Genomic DNA, 18,365 nt, shown 5'->3' on the forward strand with positions numbered 1-18,365 from the left:
CACCTTGATTCACTTCGACAATGTCAGCAAACGCTATCCCGGGGGCCATACCGGCCTGAGCAACGTCAGTCTGCGTATTGAGGCTGAAGAGATGGTGTTTCTCACCGGCCATTCCGGTGCCGGCAAGAGTACCCTGCTGAAACTGATCGGCCTGCTGGAGCGGCCCAGCAACGGACAGCTGCATGTCAACGATCGTAACCTGACCCGTTTAAAGAGTCGCCAGATCCCCTATCACCGCCGCGATGTGGGAATGATCTTCCAGGATCACAGACTGCTGCATGACCGTACCGTGTTCGACAATGTGGCGCTGCCGCTGGTGGTGGCCGGTGTCGGCCATAAAGAGATCGGACGCCGGGTCCGGGCCGCCCTCGACAAGGTAGGACTGCTGTACAAGGAACGCAATGCACCGGTTACCCTCTCCGGAGGAGAACAGCAGCGTGTAGGCCTTGCCCGCGCAGTGGTCAGTAAGCCTCCCCTGGTACTTGCGGACGAGCCCACCGGCAACCTCGACCCGGAACTCTCCGAGGAGATCATGGCGCTGTTCGGGCAGTTTAACCAGGTCGGCGTGACCCTGCTCATAGCCTCCCACGACATCGACCTGATCAATCGCATGCAGAAACGTGTACTCACACTGAGCAAGGGGCAGTTGGTTGGCGACACCCGGACGGAGTGCGGCAATGTCTCTTAAAAAGCCGCTATTGAGTACGCCAAAGATCTGGCTCCAGCGGCATGCGCAAGTGGCCCTCGCCAGCCTCGGCAGATTAGTGAATAACCATCTTGCATCATTGATGACCTGTGCCGTGATCGGCATAGCCCTCGCGATGCCGGTTGGCCTGCACGTGCTGCTTGGAAACCTGCAGCATGTCAGCGGTGCCTGGGACAGCGGTGCCAGCATATCGCTTTTCCTGAAACAGAGCGTTTCCGATAAACAGGCGGCATCCCTGGCGGATAAACTGCGCCGGCATCAACGCATCGAGACTGTGGAACTGATCACCCGGGAGGCCGCGCTGGATGAGTTCCAACAACTCAGCGGCTATGCCGATGCCCTGGAAGCCCTCGACAGCAATCCCCTACCGGCAGTGCTGATCGTCCAACCGAAGGTGGAATTCACTACGGCTGAGACGGCACAACTTCTGGTACGTGAGCTGAAGCTCCTGCCCGATGCCGACATTGTGCAACTCGATCTGCAGTGGGTGCGAAGATTGCAGGCGCTCACGGTCATCGCCCAAAGGGCGGTTGTGGTACTGGCCGCTTTGCTCGGCATGGCGGTGCTGCTGATTGTCGGCAACACCATTCGCCTCGAGATCCAGAATCGGCATGCCGAAATAGAGATCACCAAGCTCATCGGCGCCACCAACGCCTTCATTCGTAGACCCTTTCTCTATACCGGCTTCTGGTACGGTCTGTTCGGGGGCATCATCGCCTGGCTGCTGATCGCTATTGCCATCACCCTGCTGAGCGGACCGATCGCCAATCTGGCCAATCTATACGAAAGCAGCTTCAATCTTGCGTCGTTTGACATCGCGACCATCGCCTCGCTCCTGCTCGGCAGCAGCCTGCTGGGACTGGCCGGCGCCTGGTTGGCGGTGGGCAGACACCTCAGCGCCATTGAACCCGCTTGATCCCCCCATCCACCCGACACTCCGGTGTGGGAACAAGAATCCCAGCCTAATTGGGACGAAACCAGAACATGCAATTTAACTTATTGTTTTTAAGGTAATTTACCTCCATCGACCAGTGGGAACTTTTGCTATGACTCTCGGTCATACTAATCGATTGGCACTCCTCTGTAGAGAGTGCTAATATTCAACCAGCAGTTATGAGGGGATACTCGATGAGCAATGAAAACGCACTGACAGCACTGCCATCAGGCAGTATGGATGCCTATATCAGCGCCGCTTTCCAACTGCCCATGCTGAGCGCCGAGGAGGAGAAATCCCTGGCGATCAGGCTGCGTGATCACAAGGATCTCCAGGCTGCACAGACACTGATCACCTCGCATATCCGATTCGTCGTTCGCATTGCCCGCAACTACAGCGGCTATGGCCTTGCCCTGCCCGACCTGATCCAGGAAGGCACCGTCGGCCTGATGAAGGCGGTCAAACGCTTCGATCCCGAGATGGGGGTGCGCCTGGTCTCCTTCGCCGTCCACTGGATCAAGGCGGAGATCCACGAGTACATCCTGAAAAACTGGCGCATCGTCAAAGTGGCCACCACCAAGGCCCAACGCAAGCTGTTCTTTAATCTGCGCAGTTCCAAGAAGCGTCTGGGCTGGTTCTCCAAGGAGGAGGTCAATGACGTGGCCCAGGACCTGGGTGTAAAACCCGAAACCGTGATGGAGATGGAATCGCGCCTCTCAGGCCAGGACATCGCCTTCGACGGCCCCATGCAAGACGATGATGACCAGTTGACAGCGACCCCGGCCGGTTACCTGAGCGACATGCGCATGGAACCCGCATCCCTGCTCGAGTCCTCGGACAGTGAGTCGCAGATGAAACAGCGTCTGATCAACGCCATGCAGGATCTCGATGAACGCAGCCGGGAGATACTGCAAGCCCGCTGGCTGGGCGATAAGAAATCGACCCTGCATGAACTGGCGGAGCGTTTTCAAGTCTCGGCGGAACGCATTCGTCAGATCGAGAAAAACGCCATGAAAAAGCTCAAGGCACAACTTCTCTAGGGCCATTAAATACCGATCAGGTCATTTGCACCTACCAAGGGAGTGGCAGGGAACCTGTGCACTATAAAGCCAGACCTCTGAAAAATCTTCTGAGCGGCTCGACTTATTCGTCCGGGTTTCGCCACGGCGCCAAGGCGGATCACACTCATGCGCCTCCCGGTAAGGAAAATGCAGCTTTTTCAACGCTAGTTTGTGCGCAACAGTATTTCGACTAACGGCATGACGGATCGGAAGAGCCTCGATTTCCGTAATACCCATCTCTAGCATGTGGCGTTTGTTTTACATCTTGATGAACCTGCGAATCGAGTCTACATAAGCCTGATCCGTACCAGGATCGTACTACAGGTTTTGAATGGATGCTCTGACTCGATCGAGCAGGTGTGGTTCTCTTCCCTTTGGGGCAGTTTCTTTGTATTTGTAACATTGGTTATATAATAACTAGGTGGGATATAACCAATTATAAATAAAGAGTTGCGACAGCAACCAGGAGATTAAGCGACTTGCAGGCATGTTGCATCATGCCTGTCTGGCCATCGAATTATAGTTCCTCAAATAGGGGCATTTGAATGAAATATGAAGAGAGCGTCGACGATAGCAGGGGGATCATCTTCGTAAAAACTACGGGACCCTTGCTACGGGATGAACTCGGGCCGGCGGCAGCCGCAACTCGCGCCAAGGCTAAGGAGTTGAATTACGTGCTGCTGTTTGATTTCAGCGAATCAGACAACTACCTGTCTCTTGTCGATGCTGTCAATTGGTTCAAGGACTATTACGACCCGGTAGACACATCTCTGAAGCACATCCGATCCGCACATTTGGTAGGTGAGCAGACCGAGGATTTCTTCCAGTTTGTTGAAACAGCATGGCTGAACAGAGGGGGTTACGTTAAGGTATTCAGGGATGAACAATCAGCGCTTGAATGGCTCCTCGGCAAACCGTGAGCTATGACGTCTGACTCAAATGTTACAAGCCAAGGAGAGAGCCATCTTGCACCATGTAATGTTTGATGTAGACGGAACGCTGGTAAGATCATACGAGCTTGATGAAAATTGCTATCTCGAGGCAGTGTATGAGGTTTTAGGTCATCATCTAGATACCGACTGGACGAAGTACTCTTACATTAGCGACGCAGGTATTCTTGAACAGCATATTATTGAAAATGGACTTGATGCCGAGGGAGAGAGTATACGCGCTGAAGTAAAAGAGGTTTTCACGAGTAAAATAGCCTGCCGCCTCAAAAACAATCCGGCACAGCAGGTACCTGGCGCCGCAAAATTTATTACCGAACTGCGCCGACTGGAGAATTTAAGCTTGTCGGTCGCCACCGGCGGCTGGTATGAAACCGCTCTAATGAAATTGGAATCCGCAGCAATTGATATTTCGGGTATCCCAATTGCATCCTCAAACAATCATTTTTCACGCATCGAAATAATGAAAATCGCCAAAGAAAAAGCCGTTGGTAAAATTAAAGTTCCCTGTACATATTTTGGAGACGGGGAATGGGACAAAATGGCCTGTGAGGAGTTGGGCTACAACTTTGTGCTGGTAGGAAACAGGACAAGGCATGATCAAAATATCATGGATTTCAAAAATGCAAAACAGGCAATGGAATACATTGGCTTATAACATGACATTAGCTACAACAACATGAATCTCATTGATCGTTTCAACTCGTTCGCTGCAGATTTCGAGGCCTGTATTGTCGATGACCGTTGGGATCGACTTGAAAAACATTTCGCCGAGAATGCTACGTATTGGAACGTTGGTGGATCTGATCCAAAAATCAAAGGCCGGCATTCAATAATCAAATTTCTGAAAAACGATGTTTCAAGCAACGATCGTAAATTTGATTCCCGCAGATTGCAGGCGATAACGGAACCAACAGTGGTTGGAGATAAACTCTCTCGGAACTGGCGCTGTACATACAAACTTTCCGGGGCACCCGATCTTGTTGTGGAAGGTGAAGCAAGATATATATTTGAAGGTGAATTGATACAATCCATGGAAGAGGAAATCACACCTGCGGCAATGGAAAGGTACCTGGCGTGGATGGACAATTACGCCAGCAGGCTTGGTGACTAACCCTATATTCAAGCACAGCCTCTGGGAGCTGTCGGAATGCCTGGTATCGCCAGCCACCCCATATATCGGCATGCCAGAAATTCAGGAATCTGATTTGAAAATGAAAAGCAAAGCATGGAAATACGCAACCGCGATTGTTGTGGTGTTTATCATTTTCAATCCCGAAATGATTGAGCTAGGGCCTGTTAACACTAATCCAATGCACCCTGTTGTGCCTGAAAAAGCGCCAATCAAGGCGCACCCCAAGGGCACTTCCTTCGGGGCGCGAGGAGAGAGGTTTGGTGATTCCAAATGAGCGACGAGCAACGCCGAGTGGCGCTTTTTCAGGCGCAACCCGAAGGGCTGGGGCTGTTTTCGCCCCCAGCGGCGTTATCATTCGCTCATGTAGAATAACTACACTACGCTCATTCTGCCTTGCTGGGCACAAAAACAGCCCCAGCAGGGCGTATTGGATTAGTGTTAACAGGCCCTAGCACCTTTTTATTGATGCCATAGGACTTGAACTGTTCCTGATGCTGTTTGAAATTCAGTTAGCGGCAATAATAACTACAAAACTTAATAAGAGAACAAAACCTGTCTCTGCTCTTCTAAAACGTATCAGTGCAAGTTACCTACGCGCATTATCATAGGAAAATATCAAGGAGAATACCGGATTGTTGATTGATACGGCACCAGGCCCAGCCACATTCATGCAGATGCTGGTTTTTTCCGCCGCAACAGGTGTCGGAATTTGACAGAATCAAAGCCCCTTTATAGTCTGCTGCAAACGCTTCCACAGGTTGGACGTGTCGAGTGGATCGGCATCAGACCTTCTCGGGGAGAGGCCATGATAACCCTGGATTCTGTCCTGCTGACGGTTGGCAAGGGGTTGGATGGGGATCGCTTCAATGGCAGTGCCGGGAACCCCAGGCAGGTGACTTTGATTCAACATGAACACCTGCAAGTGATTGCCGCCTGTCTTGGCGTGGAATCCGTCTCCCCCTCCCTGCTGCGGCGGAATATCGCGGTTTCCGGCATTAACCTGCTGGCGTTAAAAGACAAAGTCTTTCGGATCGGAGAGGCGATGCTGGAATTCAGCGGTCTTTGTCATCCCTGCGGCAAAATGGAAAGGCAGCTTGGAGCGGGAGGATATAACGCCATGCGAGGTCATGGGGGCATTACTGCGAGAATCTGTAAAGCCGGTTTGGTTCGCATCCATGACAGAGTCTCATACTCCCGCGCTAAGCCAACAGAAGCGAAATAGATTGAACGCTACAGCAATTGGCGGAAGACCCAATCACACTTGATGGAGGCTTTTTCTAGCATGCGCAGCCGGTCTACAGCCAATATTGGGAGCCTATGCCGCCGCGACCCCCTCGGATGATGTGGGAGAACCATCTTTCAGCATGCACTGGAAGTGTCACCCGTCTTGAGGAGGTTATATCAATGGCACTGCTTACCCTCATCATTCGACGCATTGAAAGCGTCAAAGCCCGGATTATTGCGCCACCAACCTGTTCCCCGTTAGACTGCTCATCCCCCCAGGGAAACGGAGAGACAGGGCGTATCATGCCTAGAGCACACTGGTTCATACTGGCGATGATGTTCTGCCATCACACCCAGGTCCAATCAGACATACTGGACCTTCCCTCCGAGACACCCAACAACTTTGAACCATTTACCCTTAGCTCGAGATGCCCCTCATATGGCATTGACAAATTTTTTGGCGCGGTCGCGGAGGGAGACGAGATTAGTATCTATGCCAGCGTCTATCAGAGTGGTTTTGTGGCGCCATGTTACGACAACAGCGTAGAAGTCGGACCCTTTGCTTCGGGCAGCTATACGATTAATTACTACACATCCGAAAATGGAGGACCCTTTCTGCTACATGATTCTCAAAATATCGTGATCGACAAGGTCAGTGAAAATGAGCCTGCCGCAGGCCGTGTCATCATCAGCGGTGAGGCTGCTGAGGATCATGTGGTCGCAACCAGTCATACAGTCAGCGATAGCAACGGCATGGGTGAGATCCGCTATCAATGGTACCGCAATGGCCAGCCAATCCCCGGGGCGATATATGAGAGCTATCTGCTGACGGACGATGATGTCGGTCATGACATACATTGCGCCATAATTTTCGAGGATGGCCTGGGGGTCACTGAAAGTGTCATATCCCTGCCTGTCGGCGCACCCGGCGAAGTCGCCAACACCAATGATCAGCCGGTGGGCTCAGTATACATACGCGGTTCGGTGTCAGAAGGATCAACATTGACGATCGATACCAGTGGCCTTTACGACCCGGACGGAATCGCCGAACTCAACTATCACTGGAAACGCCGTTATCGGACCTACTCTACACTGGCTCAGGATATCGGATCGAATAGCAGTACCCATGTGCCGACCATTAACGATCGCTACTTTTATCTAACGGCCGTCGTGACATATACCGATCTTCACGGCACCCGTGAACGTGCAGAGGCAAACATTACCGGCCGCCTGGTACCCACTGACCGTCCGGTTGTGACGCCTCCCATCGACCTGACACTACCAGCCACCGGTGCCCTGACGCGTGTGGATCCAGGCATGGCAACCGCCCGGGACGATGACGAAGGCGTACTCGACACGGATTTGAGACAGCTGGTCAGTAACGGAATTGTCACCCCGCCTCCCACTGAGGGACAGCTCGATCTTCCACCGGGTACCCATCTGTTGACATGGGCGGCGGATGATAGCGACGGAATCACCGGCGAAGGGATTCAAATCGTCAGGATCGATCCGATCGTCAACTTTGGTGGGGATCGCAACGGCCCTGTTGACGGCAACCTTGGCTGCCCATTGATATTGAACGGGGAAGCGGCCCGTTTCCCGGTCACAGTCCCCTACACCTTGTCCGGAACCTTGCTGGCGGATGGCAGCGAACGGCTGTTGCAGACGGCGACGTATCAGATTGCACAACCTCAACCGGAGTCCATGCTCGCACTACCCGATGGCCTGTTTGAGCAACTATCGGACTATGCGAGCCTGCAATTGACGATGGCCCCACCGACCAATGCGGTAATGGGTGAAAAGAACACCTGCCGAATCCTGTTGAGCAGCGATAATTTTGCCCCCGATGTGACATTGACCGCTCACCAGGGTGAGCTGCCTTCACGCATCGTGAGCCAAACCGGTGGCGCCGTTACCCTGACTGCCACCGTCGAGGATTTGAATAGCGGTGACAGCCACAGCTATGACTGGAGTGAAAGCGACGGGCGCCTGACTGATCTCGACAGTGAGGTAGGCAGCCTGACATTCGACCCCGCGGATCTCGAACCCGGTCTCTACCGGGTGAGACTGAGTGTCAGTGACGCCACTGCGAGCGCCGACACCGAGCTGAGTCTCAGGGTGGTGGACGCGACATCCGAACTGACCGACGTCGACAGCGATGGCGACGGCGAAACCGATTTCGCTGAAGGCAACGGCGATAGTGATGCAGACGGCATACCCGACTATCTGGATCCCGCCGGATTACCGGGCAATGTCCTGCCCCAGACGTCCGGCAGTGATAACGGTTACCTGATGGAGGCCGAATCGGGATTACTGCTTACCCTGGGGGATATCGCCTTTTTTGCCCAGCATCACGGGGCCCTGATCAGCCGTAGCGATATTCTCGAATATATCGCCAACGGTCTGGATGGCGAAGCGGACGCGGAACGCTATCCCTATGCAGGCGGCCTGTTCGACTTTCGCATCGACGGCATCAACCAGGTGGGCGCGAGCGTGAAAGTCGTGATACCGCAACGGCAGGTGATTGAGTCGGGATCCGTCTATCGCAAGCTGACACCGACGGGTTGGGGTGAGTTTGTCGCCGATGAACACAATTTGATCAAGTCGGCCCCCGGTGAGGCCGGACTCTGCCCCTCCCCCGGAGATAACGCCTATCAGGCCGGATTGAGCGAGGGGGCCTGGTGTGTCGAGCTGACGATCGAGGACGGCGGACCCAACGATGCCGACGGCCGAGCCAACGGAAGAATTGCGGACCCGGGCGGTGTCACCACAACCCTGTCTGACGATAGCGGGTCCGGCAGCGGTGGCGGCGGCATATTCTCACCATGGCTGTTTTTACTGCTGGTGATGTTTCATTGTCTGCGAGTCGGATTGAATGTCATACCAGCACTACTCGAGGCGATGAAACAGCAGCGTGAAAGTGACAGCATTGATGGGATAGACGCAATGAGGCGCTGTCCGGCTGTCACTGGATTGCGTCCAACAACGGCCCATCGAGGTATTCCGCAACACGATCCGGTGTCGGCGACTTGAGGCGGGGAACCTCTCCCAGACATGGCGCCGGCAACCAGGACTGCAACGTGATGATATTTTCTTCCAAGGCCTGCATCTGCGGATCGATCAGATTCGCAACCCAACCTTTGAACGGGACCCCGCTGTTGAGCATACACTCGGCCGTCATCAAGGCGTGATTGAGACAGCCAAGCCTGATACCTACCACCAGTATCACCGGCAGATCAAGGGTGCGGACCAGATCGGCCAGGGTGATGCTGTCACCTAAGGGCACGTGCCATCCGCCGACTCCCTCCACGACCACCCTGTCGGCCAGCTCCTGCAGCTGGCTATAACCCTGCATTATCTCATCCAGCCTGATCGGCTGACCTTTGGCCATGGCGGCGAGATGCGGGGCAATAGGGGGTTGATAGACCAGGGGGTTCACGGAGGAATAGGGAATCTCCCTGCTGCATTGGGCTTGTATCCGCAACGCATCTTCATTGCGTAATCCATCCTGGGTCATCTCCGCGCCCGATGCGATAGGCTTCATCCCAAGCACCGACTCCCCTTGCTGCTGCAGGTTGTGCATCATCCCAAGGGTAATCTCTGTCTTACCGCAGCCGGTATCGGTACCGGTGACAAATAAACCGCCGCTCATCCCTGACCCCACCTTCCGATGCCGATTTGATCCACGGGAATGGCAGTCACACCATCGATCTGACGCTGTTGGGGCGCCCAGGCATGTCCGTAGACCACTTCATAACTGGCCGGTAACCTACCGTCCATGCGAAAAGACTCATAGGCCTCGTACATCGCCCGCAATCGTCCTTTTCCGGTCAATCCCCGCGGCCTGTTACGGGTCACATTATGCGCACCCAGCGTCTTCAGATCGCGCATCAACGAAGACACATCATCGTAGTCAAGCCGCATGCGATCCACGTCCACCACCGGTTCCTCCAGACCGGCCCGCACCATGGCATCACCTACATCATGCATATCAGGAAAGGGGCTGACGTGGCTGTGGCCATCCACGTGTGACCAGCTCTTGCGCAGCTCCTGCAGGGTGTCGGGACCGAACGTGGAGAACAACAGCATACCGTTAGGACGCAAAACCCGCAGAAACTCGCTGAAGGTACCCTGCAGGTCATTGCACCATTGCAGCACCGCATTGGAAAAGATCATATCCACGGACTGATCGGCCAGTGGCAGCTGTTCTGCATCGCCGCAGATGCAGACGGGTCGCCTCAGCCAACCGCCCCGTTTACGCACCTGGTGCAGCATCGGCATGGCGAAATCGAGGGCGATGGTACGCGCCTTCTTGTAGTGCTTTTTCAATGCCAGTGTCGCTTCACCTGTCCCTGCACCCACATCCAGCACGACCTGGGGCTGGTGACGGATGTATGTCAGTCTCTGCAACATACGCCTGCCGATCTCCCGCTGAAGCTCAGCCACTTCATCATAGTGGGAAGCGGCACGGGAGAAGGCGGCCCGCGCCTGCCGTTTGTCGATGGCGCCGGTTTGCCCTTTATCCATGCATCGACTCCAGACTACGAAGTATCAGCTGATGGGTCTCTTCCGGGTGAGAGAGGAACGGAGTATGCGCGGCTCCCTCCACGATGTGCATGGACGCTCCGGGCAGCCACTGACGCAGATCATCGGATGCCTTTGCCGGTGCCAGGGTATCCCGGTTGCCGTAGATCCATGTTGTGGGGCAGCTGAGTTTGGTCAGTTGTTCTCGAAGATCGACAGATTTCAATAATTCCAATCCAGACCGCAACGCCTCCGGCAGCGGATCCGGCCGTTCACGCAATAGGGACTTGAGTCGCTTCAACATCTGTACCGCGTGATCACTGCGCAACATCTGCAGGGCAAGAAAACGCTCCAGGGTCTGAACGTGATCTTTATGCAAGGCCTTAATGAACTGATCGAGGGTCGTCGGCGACATGGCATATTGCCAATCCATGGCCTGGATGAAACGCGGCATACCGGCCAACGCAACAACCCCCTCGATACGTGACGGCGCCAGCAGAGCGCACTGCAAACAGAGCATGGAACCGAATGACCAGCCGATCCAGACAGCCCGATCAGGGGCTGCATCGAGACAGGCACGGGCCCAGGCGGTGAGCTCTTGCCGACCATCGAATGGACTGTTGCCATGGCCCGGCAGGTCGATTCGGGTGACGCGGTAGTCGTCCGCCAGCCGGGCGGCAAAATCCGCCCAGACGGATGAGTTCATGCCCCAGCCATGGAGCATCACCAAGTCCGGTCCCGCACCAAGACTCTCTGCCGCCAGCTTCATTCCACCACCAGTGGCAGTGTGGACAGGGCATCCAGCAGTCGATCCAACTGCCGGTCCGTATGGTTGGCGCTGAGGGTGATGCGAAGCCGAGCGCTCCCATCCGGTACCGTCGGCGGCCGGATTGCACTGACCAGTACACCCTGCTTTTCAAGCAGCCGGCTCCAGGCCACGGCCTGCTGGGATGATCCGGCGAGGATCGGCTGTATCGGGGTCATGGAATCCAGCAGGGGCAGGCCGATCTGTCGCACCGATTGACGAAAACGGGCAATCAGATCCTGCAACCGCTCACGCCGCCAGGTCTCTTGCCGGGCAAGACGCAGGCTGACCAGGGTTGCTTCCGCCAGTGCGGCCGGTGGTGCGGTGGTATAGATATAGCTTCGGGCATGCTGAATGAGTGTCTCGATGAGCTCCTCACTACCTGCGACAAATGCGCCATAGGTACCGAATCCCTTACCCAGGGTCCCCATCAATATGGGTACGTCGTCACTGTCCAGATCGAAGTGGCTGAGAACGCCGCCGCCTTCTTCACCCAGTACGCCGAGGCCATGGGCGTCATCCACCATCAACCAGGCCTGATGACGACGCGCGAGCTCGACCAGGGATGGCAGGGGAGCCAGGTCGCCATCCATACTGAATACACCGTCCGTGGCGATCAACGCCTGTCCCTGTTCGCTGCCCTTCAACTGGCTGCGCAGGCTCTCCGGATCGGCATGCCGGTAGCGTTGCATCCTGGCCCGGGTGAGTTGACCCGCATCCAATAGGGAGGCATGGTTGAGACGATCCTCGAATAGCCTGTCACCCTGCTTCAGGAGAGCGCTGATCACGCCAATATTGGCCATATAACCGGTTGAAAAAAGCAGCGCCCTGGACCTGCCGGTATACTCCGCAAGTGCCTCTTCCAATCGATGGTGGGAATTGCTGTGACCGGTAATGAGATGTGCCGCACCGCTCCCCACACCATAATTCCCGGCAGCACGCTGCATCGCCTCTACCACTTCGGGGTGATTGGCCAAACCGAGATAATCGTTGCTGCAAAAAGCGATCACCCGTTTACCGTCAACCACCAGCTCGGGCTGTTGTGCCGTCGATACCACCCGGCGGGACCGATAGAGCCCATCGTGACGGCGTTTTTGTAACGCTTCAGCCAGCCCTTTCATCAGCGTGAATCCTCGGATATGAAAGCAATGGGATTCTATCCGGCCTTTGCCTAGCTGCAGGAAACCTTGGCGGCCTTGACCTCCGTCTCCTGCAGCTGTTCGGTGCTCATTCCCAGCCGCCGGAGCAGTCGTATGTCTCTGTCTGCCTCAGGATTGTCTGTAGTCAAAAGGCGCTCGCCATAGAAAATCGAATTCGCCCCGGCGAGGAAACAGAGTGCCTGCATCTCATCACCCATCTCCGTTCGACCGGCGGAGAGGCGCACATAGGAGCGCGGCATCAACAGTCGCGCCACTGCGATGGTGCGTACAAACTCGAAGGGATCGAGTTCCTCCGCGTTGTAGAGGGGTGTACCCTCGATCTTTACCAGCATGTTGATCGGAACCGATTCCGGATGGCGGGGCAAATTGCACAACTCGCGCAACATGCTGGCGCGATCCCGCCGCGACTCACCCATTCCCAAAATCCCGCCGGAACAGACATTGATGCCTGCATCCCTGATGTGGGCCAGGGTATGCAGCCGATCATCGAAGGTGCGGGTGGTAATCACGTTGCCGTAAAACTCCGGTGAAGTGTCGAGATTGTGATTGTAGTAATCGAGACCGGCGTCACGCAGGCGATTTGCCTGTGCCTGGGTCAGCATACCCAGGGTCAGACAGGTCTCCATGCCCAGGTCGTGAACGGCCTCCACCATATCGACCACCCGCTCCAGGTTCTTGTCGGTCGGATTTCGCCAGGCAGCGCCCATGCAGAATCGGCTTGCTCCCTTCGCTTTCGCCACCTCTGCCGCCGCCACGACATCTTCCAGCGGCATCAGTTTTTCCGCTTCCAATCCTGTGGCGTTTTTCGCACTCTGGGAACAATAGCCACAATCCTCGGCACAGGCGCCTGTCTTGATACTGAGCAGACTGCTCATCTGTACCTGATTGGGATCGAAGTTGGCCCGGTGTACACTCTGTGCCTGAAACAGGAGATCATTGAACGGCAACTCGAACAGCGCCTCTATCTCGTCCAGACTCCAGTCGTGGCGTAAAATTGATTCGGTCATGATGATCCAGCCTGTGTGTATGATTTGTGCGGCGCGTAGCGGAGGGCCTATGGTAAGGATTGTCCGCCCCCTGTCAACCAAGGATGGTTATGAAAGTCGACAACTGTATAAAATATGTACGATCCCTTCTCTATCCCAGGAGTTGCATCCTGTGTGGCGCCGAGGGTGATTTTGCACACCACCTCTGTCGCCCTTGCCAAAATTCCCTGCCCTTCAATTATCACGCCTGTCCCTGCTGCGCCCTTCCGCTTCCGCCACATGTCCCATCGACGCAATGGTGCGGACGCTGTGTCAGACGACAACCGCCCTTTACGAACAGCCTCACCGCCTTCACATACGAGGCCCCGGTCAATCGACTCATTGGCATGCTCAAATTCCGGCAAAAACTCCATCTCGCAGAACCCCTGGCCGGATTGCTTATGGAACGCCTGGGTGAGAAATATGAGCAGCCCGATATCTTGGTTCCCGTCCCGCTCCATCCCCTAAGACTTCGCGCGCGGGGATTCAATCAATCCGTCGAAATCACACGGGCGGTGGCCAGACAATGCCGGCTTCCATTCGACTGGCGGCTCTGCCGGCGTGTCAAGGAGACCAAGGCACAGTCGGAGCTGAGCGAACAGGAGAGGCACAGGAACCTGCATAATGCATTTCAGATATGTGCTGATGTCAAGGGGGCCCATCTGGCGCTGGTGGACGATGTCATCACAACAGGGGCGACCGTCACCGAACTCAGTAAGACACTGATAAGAGCGGGAGCAGAACGGGTCGATGTCTGGGCAGTTGCAAGAACACCTAAATCCTAACGCCAGCAGACAGCTAGTTGCCAATGGGCAGAATGAAGCGCTCCCCCATATGCTCCATGACAGCCCCCTGTGGCAGTATCTCCAACACCCTCGGTCCCTCTGCGAGATAGTCTCCCTCGCGATACTTCTCCATATTGATCAGTACATATCGCTTTGCCGGTCGTTGATCGTAGCTATGTATATCGATATTCATGGAAGGCAGGTTGGCGACAAAGCCGCTCGGCATCTCATACAAGGGTTTTGGCGGTTGAGGCGGCGGTGGAGGTTGCGGAGGTTCCGATTCCACCACCTGTGGCAATTCGATCTCTTTCGCTTGTGATGTTGCTATGACCGGCTGCGGTTCAATGGCCGCCTGCGGTGGATTGACAGATATAGCCGGATCAGAGTCGCCGACCATCCCCTCAGTGTCGGGTAGCGTCAATTCAGCGGGTGCACGTTCCTGCACACCACCCTGCGGCACTGGCTCTGTGCTGGAGACGGACGGCCCATGCTGTTGCGGTTGCTGCGACCACCAACTACTACTTCCCAGATAGATGCCGGTGCCGAGCAGAATCATGGCCAACATCACCATCATCAGCCACCCCAACCGATGAGATGCAGTCGAAGTCGGTTGCTCCGCATCGGGGTTGATTTTAGGCACTTCCCCCAGTTTATGCTGGCGTTCAGCCTTTTTCAGCGCTTCAAGAATCAGGGACATCTCAACCTCCCGCCAGATCTTGGGTTGAGATCAGGACCGGCGTCCCCGCCGGAATTGCCAGATTGTTCAGATAGATCATGGTCTGTTGACCGGCCACACCATCCGCCACCAATCCCTGCTGCTGCTGAAACGCCTTCAAGCGCTCCTCCAATTCGGCATCAAAACGGTCCAGACCCTCGATCGCCGGTGGTTCGATACCGTCCACTCGCTGCAGACGCTTGCGCAACCAGGTAACCGCGTTGCCGGAGGAGCCCTCGCCAATCAAGGCGATCTCGGCCAGGGGCCGCCACAGCAATATGTACTCACCGGTCCAATAGCGCATCAGCTCAGTGCGGGAAATGACCCCCTCTTGCATACCGCTGTCAACCAGCAGCCACTCATCGTCCACATGTTTCAGCAACAACAAGCGCCTCTGCTTATCCTGTTTGAGTTGCAGCAGCAGCGGTCTGTTCATACCCAGCAGACCCGACCATTCCGAGGTCGATATCAGACAGCGCAAACCAAATGCCCGGACCTGCTGACAAGGAGGCAAGGAACCCTGAAACTGTTTGGCATCATGCCAAAGGCCGAGCAATGTCTGATACATATCCACACGACGCTGCGGTTGGCTGAACAGCTTTCCCAGCCTGAAGTCATCCGCTGGTGACTCCGATGTGTCGGTTGAGGGTAACGCCTGAGGTGAGCTGGAGAGATTCTGCTCAGCAATCTCCTTCTGCGGGGATATTGAGACCTTCTCATCCCGATCGGCTTTCCTGTCGGGCAGAACGGGCATTTCCACGCTCTGCGATTCTTCAACGACGGTGGGCAGTTCCGGGATTGCCGGTTCCGGTATGTCTGCCCCTTCACGGGGCACAACAGCTTGATCGAGACCTCTCTGGCTATACCAATAACCCATTGCACCCAGTAGGATAATCAGTAAGGCACCACCCCAAACCCGTCGTTGATTGCCCAAGCGCTTCCCCTTGACCTCCCGCGCAGCCCGCCATACCAGCCTGACGCCGGCCCGTTGCCTGCCGGATGCATAGATCGCCAGCAGGGCACGTTCACAGATGGCGTTGATGACCCTCGGGATACCACCTGAAAAACGGTGTATCAGCTTCAGCGCCATCGGCGTGAACAGATCCTCGCGAACCCCGGCAACGGCAAGCCGGTGGGCGATGTAACGACCCGTCTCCTGTGCATTCAACGGCAACAGATGGTAACGGGCGGTGATACGCTGATCGACCTGCCGCATCTCCTTGCGCTCCAGCATCTGCTGTAGCTCCGGCTGTCCGACCAGAATGATTCGCAACAGTTTATGCCGGGAAGTCTCCAGATTGGTCAGCAGACGCACCTGCTCCAATACCCGCGGACTGAGATTTTGCGCTTCATCCACAACCAGAACCGTATGTTTCCCCTCGGCATGGGTCCGCAACAGATGCCGGGTCAGTATATCGATGAGTATTTTCAAGGAGTAGGGCGGACCCTCATATTCAATACCCAGTTCATCGCAGATGGTGGCGATGAATTCCCGCCGGGAGAGGCGGGGATTGAGGATCAGTGCGATGTCCACGTTATCCAGCTGTTGCGCCAGCAGGCTGCGCAGCAGCAGGGTCTTGCCGGTCCCCACCTCGCCGGTAAGGAGTACAAAACCACCATTCGGACCGGTGCCGTAGATAAGATGTGCAAGGCTCTCTTCGTGACCCCTACTGAGATAGAGATAGCGGGGATCAGGGGTTATCGCGAAGGGATTTTCCTCGAAACCGAAGTCGCTGAATTTCATGCCATGCCAGGGTGGCTAATCACAGCCATCCTCGGCCTCCCCCTCGTTCTGCTCTGCTATCTCTGTCGCCAGTTCCAGCCATTTGATAGCCTCCTTCTCATCGATGTCGACGCCCTTGCCCGACAGATAGATCTGTCCCAGCTCATTGGCCGCCCTGTAAGAGCCGTTGTTTGCCGCCTCTTTCAACCATGTGATGCCTTGATCCGTATTCTGTTCCACCCCTTTACCTAAGAGATAGAGCATACCCAGTTGATACTGGGACTGCATATGATCCCTTTTCGCTAAACGTTTGAAGCTTCTATAGGCCTCCTGGTATTCGCCATCGGTCATGGCATCCATGGCGTCTTCGAAGTCGGCCGCCAGCAGATCTCCAAACACCAATAAAAGTAAGGTTAAGATGAGCCCTGATTGAAATTTCATAATGCTTGATTGCTCCTTGATCAGGCTATTCTGACACAGCAGGGCATGAAATCCACACATGTAACGCAGTTTAAACTTTTCGCTCTGTTATCGATCTGATTGTTGATAGGTGCGATCATGCTGCACACTCATCAACCCAGTGTTAATTTAGTAAATTCAGGAAACCGATATGCAACGATTTTTTATTCTGTTACTGCTGTTGTTTCCGGGGATTCTGACAGCAGCTGTAGCGCCCCTGATCGGCCCGTCATGGCTGCATGACAATAGAGATAACCCAGACCTGGTTTTGCTCGATCTGCAGGATAACCAGAACTACCTGCGTTTTCACATCCCCGGATCGATCAATACAAATTATGCCCAGTGGCGGGTGGAAAAAAAGGGTGAACTGAAGAACATGCCGCCGGTGCCGGTACTTGAAAAGCTGATCGGTTCGCTGGGCATAGACAACAACAGCCATGTGGTCCTGATCTCCCTGGGTGCCAGTGCCGGGGACATGGCCACAGCCGCAAGAGTTTACTGGACCTTCAAGGTGCTCGGTCACGACCGTGTCTCGATCCTCGATGGTGGATTGGTCGGCTATGCGGAGAAACGCATCTATCCCCTGGAAAAGGGAAACAACCAACGAAGACCCACAAAATTCACCGCCAAATACCGCAAACAGATGAACCCCACAGCCAAAGAGGTCGAATTGGCGCTCAATAACGGTAGCCAGATCGTGGATAACCGTACCCGAGCTGAATATCTCGGCATCTATGGCGGTGGTGGCAAGGAGCGTGCAGGCCGACTGCCCCAGGCACTCCACCTCAACTACGACTGGCTGACAGTGAATGGCAGCGGCAGACTACACACCGCAGACAATCTGCAACGCATCTATGCCTCGAGCCAGGTTGCGTTGAACAGAGATCAAATCAACTACTGCCATACCGGTAACCGGGCTGCCCTGGGCTGGTTCGTCTCACATGAAATTCTCGGCAACCGTCAAGCCAGACTCTATGACGGCTCCACCCAGGAGTGGGCTGCCGATCAGTCACTGCCCATGGAGCAGCAGGTCAAATTGAGCTATTGACCGATCAAAGCGCCGAAGATGCCACACAAGCACGCCAATGCCGCAGGGGATGGCACAGCGCATATACCCTGCAGCAGCCCGGCGGATAGCGTTCAAGACAAGGAGTAGCGACTT

20 protein-coding genes and 1 pseudogene are annotated in these 18,365 nt (G+C 55.2%); 12 read left to right on the forward strand and 9 right to left on the reverse strand.

Going from position 1 to position 18,365, the window contains the following annotated elements:
• The first annotated feature begins 4 nt into the window (after positions 1 to 4).
• The 9 genes from ftsE (at position 5) to CODIS_RS03135 (ending at position 9,040) form a co-directional block, all read left to right on the forward strand.
• Complete coding sequence (gene ftsE / locus CODIS_RS03095; RefSeq protein ID WP_069121459.1) at positions 5 to 688, forward strand: cell division ATP-binding protein FtsE; 684 nt, start codon at positions 5 to 7, stop codon at positions 686 to 688.
• A complete protein-coding gene (ftsX, locus tag CODIS_RS03100) occupies positions 678 to 1,622 on the forward strand; it encodes a permease-like cell division protein FtsX (RefSeq protein ID WP_069121269.1) in 945 nt (314 codons plus the stop codon). The genes ftsE and ftsX overlap by 11 nt, the downstream gene beginning before the upstream one ends.
• Positions 1,623 to 1,834: 212 nt before the next feature.
• On the forward strand, positions 1,835 to 2,680 hold the full coding sequence (gene rpoH / locus CODIS_RS03105) for an RNA polymerase sigma factor RpoH (protein WP_069121270.1): 846 nt from the start codon (positions 1,835 to 1,837) through the stop codon (positions 2,678 to 2,680).
• Between the two features lie 566 nt (positions 2,681 to 3,246).
• Positions 3,247 to 3,621 (forward strand): hypothetical protein, encoded by a 375-nt coding sequence (locus CODIS_RS03110; protein WP_069121271.1) that lies wholly within the window; start codon positions 3,247 to 3,249, stop codon positions 3,619 to 3,621.
• Positions 3,622 to 3,640: 19 nt separating this feature from the next.
• Complete coding sequence (locus CODIS_RS03115; RefSeq protein ID WP_235615115.1) at positions 3,641 to 4,306, forward strand: HAD family hydrolase; 666 nt, start codon at positions 3,641 to 3,643, stop codon at positions 4,304 to 4,306.
• A gap of 21 nt (positions 4,307 to 4,327) precedes the next feature.
• Positions 4,328 to 4,762 carry a hypothetical protein gene (locus CODIS_RS03120; RefSeq protein ID WP_069121272.1) on the forward strand — a complete coding sequence of 145 codons (435 nt, stop codon included), beginning with the start codon at positions 4,328 to 4,330 and terminating at the stop codon, positions 4,760 to 4,762.
• The gene (locus CODIS_RS03125; protein ID WP_069121273.1) at positions 4,755 to 5,057 is read left to right on the forward strand and encodes a hypothetical protein; all 303 of its coding nucleotides are present in this window, start codon (positions 4,755 to 4,757) and stop codon (positions 5,055 to 5,057) included. The genes CODIS_RS03120 and CODIS_RS03125 overlap by 8 nt, the downstream gene beginning before the upstream one ends.
• 435 nt (positions 5,058 to 5,492) lie before the next feature.
• Positions 5,493 to 6,005 (forward strand): MOSC domain-containing protein, encoded by a 513-nt coding sequence (locus tag CODIS_RS03130; RefSeq protein WP_069121274.1) that lies wholly within the window; start codon positions 5,493 to 5,495, stop codon positions 6,003 to 6,005.
• A 182-nt stretch (positions 6,006 to 6,187) separates the two neighbouring features.
• A complete protein-coding gene (locus CODIS_RS03135) occupies positions 6,188 to 9,040 on the forward strand; it encodes a choice-of-anchor U domain-containing protein (RefSeq protein WP_069121275.1) in 2,853 nt (950 codons plus the stop codon).
• Here CODIS_RS03135 and bioD read toward each other — a convergent pair.
• From bioD to bioB, 5 genes are read right to left on the reverse strand one after another with little or no spacing between them, the layout of a single operon-like run.
• Positions 8,973 to 9,659, reverse strand: a complete 687-nt coding sequence (gene bioD / locus CODIS_RS03140) for a dethiobiotin synthase (protein WP_069121276.1) — start codon at positions 9,657 to 9,659, stop codon at positions 8,973 to 8,975. The two genes, CODIS_RS03135 and bioD, sit on opposite strands and share 68 nt — an antisense overlap.
• On the reverse strand, positions 9,656 to 10,534 hold the full coding sequence (bioC, locus tag CODIS_RS03145) for a malonyl-ACP O-methyltransferase BioC (RefSeq protein ID WP_069121277.1): 879 nt from the start codon (positions 10,532 to 10,534) through the stop codon (positions 9,656 to 9,658). Before bioC ends, bioD begins: the two co-directional genes overlap by 4 nt.
• Positions 10,527 to 11,300, reverse strand: coding sequence for a pimeloyl-ACP methyl ester esterase BioH (gene bioH / locus CODIS_RS03150; protein ID WP_069121278.1), 774 nt, complete (start codon positions 11,298 to 11,300; stop codon positions 10,527 to 10,529). The genes bioC and bioH overlap by 8 nt, the downstream gene beginning before the upstream one ends.
• A complete protein-coding gene (gene bioF, locus CODIS_RS03155) occupies positions 11,297 to 12,457 on the reverse strand; it encodes an 8-amino-7-oxononanoate synthase (RefSeq protein WP_069121279.1) in 1,161 nt (386 codons plus the stop codon). Before bioF ends, bioH begins: the two co-directional genes overlap by 4 nt.
• A 50-nt stretch (positions 12,458 to 12,507) precedes the next feature.
• Positions 12,508 to 13,503: a biotin synthase BioB gene (gene bioB / locus CODIS_RS03160; protein WP_069121280.1), complete on the reverse strand. Its 996-nt coding sequence runs from the start codon at positions 13,501 to 13,503 to the stop codon at positions 12,508 to 12,510.
• 89 nt (positions 13,504 to 13,592) lie between these two features.
• On the opposite strand from bioB, the pseudogene CODIS_RS21685 reads away from it, so the two are divergent.
• Positions 13,593 to 13,736 (forward strand): annotated as a pseudogene (locus tag CODIS_RS21685) (double zinc ribbon domain-containing protein); the annotation flags it as partial.
• On the opposite strand, the gene CODIS_RS21140 reads toward CODIS_RS21685, so the two are convergent.
• Entirely contained in the window at positions 13,724 to 13,864 is a 141-nt protein-coding gene (locus CODIS_RS21140; RefSeq protein WP_162420113.1) for a hypothetical protein, read from the reverse strand. The pseudogene CODIS_RS21685 and the gene CODIS_RS21140 overlap by 13 nt on opposite strands.
• A 4-nt stretch (positions 13,865 to 13,868) precedes the next feature.
• Here CODIS_RS21140 and CODIS_RS21145 point away from each other — a divergent pair, with 4 nt between their 5' ends.
• On the forward strand, positions 13,869 to 14,306 hold the full coding sequence (locus CODIS_RS21145; protein WP_083220524.1) for a ComF family protein: 438 nt from the start codon (positions 13,869 to 13,871) through the stop codon (positions 14,304 to 14,306).
• Positions 14,307 to 14,319: 13 nt separating this feature from the next.
• Here the strand turns inward: CODIS_RS21145 and CODIS_RS03170 are convergent, their stop codons facing one another.
• From CODIS_RS03170 to CODIS_RS03180, 3 genes are read right to left on the reverse strand one after another with little or no spacing between them, the layout of a single operon-like run.
• Positions 14,320 to 15,003 carry a general secretion pathway protein GspB gene (locus CODIS_RS03170; RefSeq protein WP_069121282.1) on the reverse strand — a complete coding sequence of 228 codons (684 nt, stop codon included), beginning with the start codon at positions 15,001 to 15,003 and terminating at the stop codon, positions 14,320 to 14,322.
• Between the two features lies 1 nt (position 15,004).
• Entirely contained in the window at positions 15,005 to 16,765 is a 1,761-nt protein-coding gene (locus tag CODIS_RS03175; RefSeq protein WP_069121283.1) for an ExeA family protein, read from the reverse strand.
• A gap of 15 nt (positions 16,766 to 16,780) precedes the next feature.
• A complete protein-coding gene (locus tag CODIS_RS03180) occupies positions 16,781 to 17,185 on the reverse strand; it encodes a tetratricopeptide repeat protein (protein WP_069121466.1) in 405 nt (134 codons plus the stop codon).
• A gap of 169 nt (positions 17,186 to 17,354) precedes the next feature.
• Between CODIS_RS03180 and CODIS_RS03185 the strand changes: the two genes are divergently transcribed.
• Entirely contained in the window at positions 17,355 to 18,251 is an 897-nt protein-coding gene (locus CODIS_RS03185; protein WP_069121284.1) for a sulfurtransferase, read from the forward strand.
• Positions 18,252 to 18,365: the final 114 nt, after the last annotated feature.

It is taken from the genome of Candidatus Thiodiazotropha endolucinida (assembly GCF_001715975.1).
GTDB lineage: Bacteria > Pseudomonadota > Gammaproteobacteria > Chromatiales > Chromatiaceae > Thiodiazotropha > Thiodiazotropha endolucinida.

What these genes read in the sequence shown, in the direction of transcription:
- CODIS_RS03110 (WP_069121271.1), top strand. Translation starts at nt 3,247, where the DNA reads ATGAAATATGAAGAGAGCGTCGACGATAGCAGGGGGATCATCTTCGTA.
- bioH (WP_069121278.1), bottom strand. Translation starts at nt 11,300, where the DNA reads ATGAAGCTGGCGGCAGAGAGTCTTGGTGCGGGACCGGACTTGGTGATG.
- CODIS_RS03185 (WP_069121284.1), top strand. Translation starts at nt 17,355, where the DNA reads ATGCAACGATTTTTTATTCTGTTACTGCTGTTGTTTCCGGGGATTCTG.
- CODIS_RS21140 (WP_162420113.1), bottom strand. Translation starts at nt 13,864, where the DNA reads ATGAGTCGATTGACCGGGGCCTCGTATGTGAAGGCGGTGAGGCTGTTC.
- CODIS_RS03170 (WP_069121282.1), bottom strand. Translation starts at nt 15,003, where the DNA reads ATGTCCCTGATTCTTGAAGCGCTGAAAAAGGCTGAACGCCAGCATAAA.
- CODIS_RS03120 (WP_069121272.1), top strand. Translation starts at nt 4,328, where the DNA reads ATGAATCTCATTGATCGTTTCAACTCGTTCGCTGCAGATTTCGAGGCC.
- CODIS_RS21145 (WP_083220524.1), top strand. Translation starts at nt 13,869, where the DNA reads ATGCTCAAATTCCGGCAAAAACTCCATCTCGCAGAACCCCTGGCCGGA.
- ftsX (WP_069121269.1), top strand. Translation starts at nt 678, where the DNA reads ATGTCTCTTAAAAAGCCGCTATTGAGTACGCCAAAGATCTGGCTCCAG.
- CODIS_RS03115 (WP_235615115.1), top strand. Translation starts at nt 3,641, where the DNA reads ATGTTACAAGCCAAGGAGAGAGCCATCTTGCACCATGTAATGTTTGAT.
- bioD (WP_069121276.1), bottom strand. Translation starts at nt 9,659, where the DNA reads ATGAGCGGCGGTTTATTTGTCACCGGTACCGATACCGGCTGCGGTAAG.
- bioB (WP_069121280.1), bottom strand. Translation starts at nt 13,503, where the DNA reads ATGACCGAATCAATTTTACGCCACGACTGGAGTCTGGACGAGATAGAG.
- bioF (WP_069121279.1), bottom strand. Translation starts at nt 12,457, where the DNA reads ATGAAAGGGCTGGCTGAAGCGTTACAAAAACGCCGTCACGATGGGCTC.
- CODIS_RS03135 (WP_069121275.1), top strand. Translation starts at nt 6,188, where the DNA reads ATGGCACTGCTTACCCTCATCATTCGACGCATTGAAAGCGTCAAAGCC.
- CODIS_RS03175 (WP_069121283.1), bottom strand. Translation starts at nt 16,765, where the DNA reads ATGAAATTCAGCGACTTCGGTTTCGAGGAAAATCCCTTCGCGATAACC.
- CODIS_RS03180 (WP_069121466.1), bottom strand. Translation starts at nt 17,185, where the DNA reads ATGAAATTTCAATCAGGGCTCATCTTAACCTTACTTTTATTGGTGTTT.
- rpoH (WP_069121270.1), top strand. Translation starts at nt 1,835, where the DNA reads ATGAGCAATGAAAACGCACTGACAGCACTGCCATCAGGCAGTATGGAT.
- bioC (WP_069121277.1), bottom strand. Translation starts at nt 10,534, where the DNA reads ATGGATAAAGGGCAAACCGGCGCCATCGACAAACGGCAGGCGCGGGCC.